Source organism: Thermosynechococcus sp. OHK43 (assembly GCF_014466085.1).
Lineage (GTDB): Bacteria > Cyanobacteriota > Cyanobacteriia > Thermosynechococcales > Thermosynechococcaceae > Thermosynechococcus.
Genome location: NZ_JACOMP010000136.1, coordinates 1 through 5041, shown reverse-complemented (window position 1 = coordinate 5041; position 5041 = coordinate 1). Strand labels below are relative to the sequence as shown.

The following is a 5041-nucleotide window of genomic DNA, read 5'->3' as shown; positions in this document are numbered from 1 at the left end:
TAACTGAACAGGTGGACAATTACCGAGCTGCCCACTTGCGCGAACTAAGCCCCGATGAGCGCCTCCACGGTGACTTTTTCCAGCGCATGTACGACAACCGCAATCAAATCATCCAGCAGGCTCGCCAAAGTCTTGAGGAGGAGTTCTATCGCATCGTTGAAGATCGCAACCGAGGGCCGAAGTTTGCCCAGGCCTTTCTGCTGCAAATTCGCCAGATTTTTCTTAGTCAAAGGGAAAAGTACGACCGCGAGCTCCAGAACACTTGGCAGCCCAACATCACCAATCGTCAGCGGCAATACGAAAATGCCCTCCAGGACATTAACCACTTCAGTACCCTGTTTGGCATCTCCAAGCAAGCAAAAATGGAGGAATTTTGCCAGCAGGCCCTAGAAGGAATTGAGGGGAGTTTCAATGCCATCATTCAAGCCAAAGCACGGGTACTTGCCAAAGAAGTGATGGCCAAATTGGAGGAGTGGCTACAGGGGATGGAAGCACGTCTTGCCAAGCTCAACCAACGGCTCCTCAATTTACGGGATGGCTTCAAGGCAATGGCCGATAGTCAAGCCGATAGTGCAGATGCCCTGCGGATCAATGGGGTGAAGCTTTACGATCGCCAAGAACTCAACGGCCTCTATCAAGACCTCGTCGAGCGCTATGCCGGTGCCAACACAGGGGTAGAGTCCACATTTACCATTGGCCTCAATCAACTCTGTACCACAACAGCGACAACAGTGTTGCAGGAGGCAAGTCCCCTGTGGAAGGAAACCCGCACTGCCAATGAGGTGATGCGTCTATTGGATTTGGCGCAACTGGCGGATGTCCAAGAAAGTGACCTGGCTGAGATTATCGAGGAAACAGTACGGCGCACCGTGCAAAATGCTCCGGAAGAAAGCCGCCTTGTGCGGGATCTCACCGCCTGCGATCGCCTGTTACAGCTCTATCGCAACGACGAAGGAGAAATCCTGAGTGTTCTGCGCCTCGCCTACCAAAAGTCTAAGCCCCTGCTACTCCTCTCCCAGGCGGTGATGAGTGGGCGCGATGCCGGCTTTACCCCCTCCGTAAATACGAATATTGCCATTGTGGGGGGTGAAAATACCGCCGATTTGGCTGCCAAAAAGCTCATTCCTCTCCTCAAGAACCTTGTCAAGCCCAACGGCCAGAGTATTACCAGTGAAGACATCAAGCCTTTAGGCGATCGCGAGCGGCATCGCATTGTTTTTGTCCAAGAAATGGGGGGCTTTTCATTGCGCTGTATTGAAGGCATGCCCGAACTGCGCCAGTCCTATCAAGATTGGCGCGGCCAAATGATTACCGCCAAGCGGGCCCGCCTGCGAGGAGAAAACCGCGATTTGCCGATTCCCGTGCATCTACAAAAGGATCCTCCCTTTTGGGATGTGTTTCCGGAAAACCCACAACTTTTGAAACTGGTAGTGACAGCTCGGGCCCTGAGTGTTCTGAAACAGGCGGAAAATCGTGCCACCCGTGAAGTGACAATCCGCTATGCCCGCCATACCGCCGTCGGCCTTGAGGAAGTGGATCTGGCTGCCAACTGGGAAGAGGTGACTCAAGTCCTAGAGGTGCTGGCCTGCCGTCCCGACTTAGAGGAAATTCAGCGCCAAGTGACCGTGATTCTCAAAGCCGCAGAAACCCCCCAGCAAAAGCAAACTCTCTATGAGCATTTACTAAACTACTTGAAGCAACGCGAGGAAGAACTCCACAAAGCGGGAGGACGCGACAGCCTTGAATACAAGCGGGAAGCCGCGATTCTCCAAGAGGTGATCCAAACCTATCAATTGGCTCAAGGAACATCAGCTCCTAGTCCAATGCCAACACCCGCTGCCCCTGAACCGCCCCTGCCCCAAACCGAACCAACACCTGAAACCACTGCTTCAGCAAGTTCCTCGGGGTTAGAGCAACTGCAACAACTGATGGCCATGTATCAGCAGGGTCTGCTCTCAGAGGCAGAGTTCCAAGCTGCGAAGAAAAAACTGCTGGGGCTTTAGAGGAGATCCCTGTAATTTCACGAAGAACTGTGGGAACACTTTAGGATAAAGACGAGTCCAAAGTCGGAGCATTCCTATGTCTCCCTATCGTTCTAACCTGCCTTGGTTCTATCGATCGCTCCTTACCTGCAAAGGCCTAACCCTCATTGAACTACTCGTTGTTGTCATTATTATCGCTATCTTGGGGGCGATCGCCCTTCCCTCGATGTTGAATCAGGCCATTAAAGCCCGCGAGTCCCAAGCCAAAACCAATATCGGTGCAGTTAACCGTGCCCAACAGGCCTACCGCTTGGCAAATCCAACCTTCACCGACGACCTAGCAAGTTTACAAATCGGCTTTAGTGATACACCCGACTATGAGTATCAAATCAGCCATGCCGACAGTGACTATGCTCAATTCCAAGCCACCCCTGAGCGAGCAGAATTAAAGGCATTTACAGGTTGTACCTACGCGACGTATACAACATTGACCACAACCCAAATTTTAGAAGCTGCTCCCTCTGGTTCAAGCACAGCATCACCACCGGCCTGTCCCGATCCCACCCCCTGAAGTGTCTGATTCTTCTTCATCTAAATGTTCTGCCGCTGCCTTGTAAAGCGTGAGGACATGGTGATCTAGTAACTGATAAAAGATATGACGTCCTTGGCGGCGAAAACGCACCAGTCGCAGCGCCTTCAGCATCCGCAATTGGTGGGAGACAGCGGATTCGCTCATTTCTAGAGCCACGGCGATATCCCTGACACAAAACTCCCCCTGGGCAAGCAGGTCCACAATTCGCAATCGATTCGTGTCAGCCAGTAGACCAAAAAACTGCGCCATCCGCTGGGCTTTTTCCGTAGAGAGCAAGCGATCGCTCACCTGCGCTAAAGCCTCTGGATGATGAGGATCAAGAGTATTCATATCTTCATCATAGGCGCTGGTTAGGCAATAACCAATTGACATATGAACAGTTGTTCAGATATATTGAAGTAGAGGTGGAAAACAACCTCACTGATCTTGGCCATTTGGAGGAAAAGCCATGACAACTGTTACCCAAATGAAATGCGCCTGTCCCCACTGCCTGTGCATTGTCTCCCTCAGCGATGCAATCATGGTCGACGGCAAACCCTACTGCTCTGAAGTCTGTGCCAATGGCACCTGCAAAGAGAGTAACGGCTGTGGCCACTCAGGTTGTGGCTGTGGCTCTGCCTAGAAGTTACAATCTGTAACAGTAGATAATGACGAGGCGATCGCCCCACCCACTCTATACAATCAAGAGGAGGAGATTGTCCTCGTCATTTCTCATTAGTTGCGATCCAGTGTGGCAGACCTCCCATCTATTTCCTTGATTACAGCCACCTATAACGCTGCCGAGCACCTGTCAGACCTGATATGGACTTGATGATTAAGGTTGTTGCAATCGCAGCATTTCGGCCTGGATACGTTGGCTAAAGGCGCCATCTTGCTGTGCTCGCAGTGTAATCGCATTGAATTGCTCTAGGGACATATTATATTTTCTCAGCACTTGCATTGCCTCCCGCCCATAGTTGGCACAAATGGTCTCCAATCCACTGGGGATATTTTGGGGATTCATGCCAAAGCAAGAGTTTCGGGGCACTTGACCTTGGAAAGCTGCCTGAGCTTGGCGATAGTATTTTTGGCGAATCGGTTCAATTTCGAGAACTACACGGGCATAGGTCGTGATCTCCCACGGAGCAATCACATCTGTGCGCGGGGAAGTCTGAGCCAAGGAATAGGGTGAAGGCACAGGCAGCAGACCGGCACTACACAGAGCAAGGGGTAACCACTTCCAGGACATTGACCACCACACACAACGCGTCCGACTACACTCTACTTGGAATCCCGAGAACTGCTTCAAGTTCCCCAACGCCGGCAAGCAGCAGCCATTAAAAACCGTTTTGGCCAAGATTGAAGGCACAGTAGGTAAATTTACTAGACTTTACAAAAAAGTTACATTCTTTGAAGTTTGCTCATCCAGTCCGTCCAGCAATCAACCACTGCGGTATCCTAAATCTCGGTATTTCTCTCCAGACTGCCCTTATTGTCGTAGCTTAGGGGCTTCCTGAGTTGGCGGCAGGGCATCCACCTGTCATCCTGATCGTTTTAGGAGCGGTTATTACATGGCTCACACTGTCAAAATCTACGATACCTGCATTGGCTGCACCCAGTGTGTGCGGGCCTGCCCCACCGATGTGCTGGAAATGGTGCCTTGGGATGGTTGCAAAGCTGGCCAAATTGCCTCCTCCCCGCGCACGGAAGATTGCGTTGGCTGCAAACGTTGTGAAACCGCCTGCCCTACTGACTTTTTGAGTATTCGTGTCTATTTGGGTGCAGAAACCACCCGCAGCATGGGTCTAGCCTACTAGTTCCCTATTTCTGTGAAGCTGGTCTTAAATACTCGACTGGGCTTGAGGCAGCATTCGAATGTCTCAAGTCTTTTATTTGTGCTTTTCTTGTATATTAGCTGGGTTTATCCCTAAGTGCCACCAGTTGGCTGCTTAGGGTTGGTCCTCATGGCTGAGTCGGTTTTGCAGATCATCCACCGCTTCATTGATCTGGGCAATTTTGGCCTCCAGCTCCAGGCGCATCGCCTCCATCAGAGGCTCGTCATTCCCTTGGAGGGGAGCTGATCGCTGATCTTTGATCCGTGGGCTCTTGTCGGTAGACGCTGCCGCAAGTCTGTCCTTGAGTAGGAGCGTGACCAGAGAGCCAGTAATGCCACCAAAGAGGGCACCCACCAGAAACCCCCAGCCAAAACCATTGCCACGATTCTCCATAAGCCTGCATTGCCCAATAAGACAGCTACCCCAACTGTAGCAGACGGCAAATCGCTTCCCCATAGCTAGGGCAACCCTGTCCTGAGGCAAAAAATTTTTTGAGGGGGGTGTTAAGTCTGGGGCAATGGCTGGGTATGTTAACCGTAGAGACAAGATTGTTGACCTAAGGAGTCTCAAGACTATGAAAACCGAACTGAAAGCTAAATTCCTCCAGCACCTGCTGGCCAAGAAAAAAGCCAACGAAGGCTTCACTTTAATTG

Annotated in this window: 6 protein-coding genes and 2 pseudogenes; 5 read left to right on the top strand and 3 right to left on the bottom strand. The window is 51.3% G+C overall.

From position 1 onward, the window contains the following. Together H8Q75_RS05540 and H8Q75_RS05535 are read left to right on the top strand one after the other, a co-directional pair. Positions 1 to 2003 (top strand): annotated as a pseudogene (locus tag H8Q75_RS05540) (hypothetical protein); the annotation flags it as partial. 76 nt (positions 2004 to 2079) lie between these two features. Next, positions 2080 to 2553 carry a type IV pilin-like G/H family protein gene (locus tag H8Q75_RS05535; RefSeq protein ID WP_024123842.1) on the top strand — a complete coding sequence of 158 codons (474 nt, stop codon included), beginning with the start codon at positions 2080 to 2082 and terminating at the stop codon, positions 2551 to 2553. Here the strand turns inward: H8Q75_RS05535 and H8Q75_RS05530 are convergent. Continuing rightward, on the bottom strand, positions 2521 to 2904 hold the full coding sequence (locus H8Q75_RS05530) for a metalloregulator ArsR/SmtB family transcription factor (protein ID WP_051372866.1): 384 nt from the start codon (positions 2902 to 2904) through the stop codon (positions 2521 to 2523). The genes H8Q75_RS05535 and H8Q75_RS05530 overlap by 33 nt on opposite strands. Positions 2905 to 3022: 118 nt before the next feature. On the opposite strand from H8Q75_RS05530, the gene H8Q75_RS05525 reads away from it, so the two are divergent. After that, the gene (locus H8Q75_RS05525) at positions 3023 to 3196 is read left to right on the top strand and encodes a metallothionein (protein WP_024123840.1); all 174 of its coding nucleotides are present in this window, start codon (positions 3023 to 3025) and stop codon (positions 3194 to 3196) included. 192 nt (positions 3197 to 3388) lie between these two features. Here H8Q75_RS05525 and H8Q75_RS05520 read toward each other — a convergent pair whose 3' ends face one another. Then, entirely contained in the window at positions 3389 to 3802 is a 414-nt protein-coding gene (locus tag H8Q75_RS05520) for a DUF4168 domain-containing protein (RefSeq protein ID WP_024123839.1), read from the bottom strand. Between the two features lie 322 nt (positions 3803 to 4124). Between H8Q75_RS05520 and psaC the strand changes: the two genes are divergently transcribed. Continuing rightward, the gene (psaC, locus tag H8Q75_RS05515) at positions 4125 to 4370 is read left to right on the top strand and encodes a photosystem I iron-sulfur center protein PsaC (RefSeq protein ID WP_011056855.1); all 246 of its coding nucleotides are present in this window, start codon (positions 4125 to 4127) and stop codon (positions 4368 to 4370) included. A 132-nt stretch (positions 4371 to 4502) separates the two neighbouring features. On the opposite strand, the gene H8Q75_RS05510 is transcribed toward psaC, so the two are convergent. Then, on the bottom strand, positions 4503 to 4781 hold the full coding sequence (locus H8Q75_RS05510) for a hypothetical protein (RefSeq protein WP_024123838.1): 279 nt from the start codon (positions 4779 to 4781) through the stop codon (positions 4503 to 4505). Between the two features lie 181 nt (positions 4782 to 4962). Between H8Q75_RS05510 and H8Q75_RS11960 the strand changes: the two are divergent. Next, positions 4963 to 5041 (top strand): annotated as a pseudogene (locus H8Q75_RS11960) (pili assembly chaperone); the annotation flags it as partial.

What these genes read in the sequence shown, in the direction of transcription:
- H8Q75_RS05535 (WP_024123842.1), top strand. Translation starts at nt 2,080, where the DNA reads ATGTCTCCCTATCGTTCTAACCTGCCTTGGTTCTATCGATCGCTCCTT.
- H8Q75_RS05530 (WP_051372866.1), bottom strand. Translation starts at nt 2,904, where the DNA reads ATGAATACTCTTGATCCTCATCATCCAGAGGCTTTAGCGCAGGTGAGC.
- H8Q75_RS05510 (WP_024123838.1), bottom strand. Translation starts at nt 4,781, where the DNA reads ATGGAGAATCGTGGCAATGGTTTTGGCTGGGGGTTTCTGGTGGGTGCC.
- H8Q75_RS05520 (WP_024123839.1), bottom strand. Translation starts at nt 3,802, where the DNA reads ATGTCCTGGAAGTGGTTACCCCTTGCTCTGTGTAGTGCCGGTCTGCTG.
- H8Q75_RS05525 (WP_024123840.1), top strand. Translation starts at nt 3,023, where the DNA reads ATGACAACTGTTACCCAAATGAAATGCGCCTGTCCCCACTGCCTGTGC.
- psaC (WP_011056855.1), top strand. Translation starts at nt 4,125, where the DNA reads ATGGCTCACACTGTCAAAATCTACGATACCTGCATTGGCTGCACCCAG.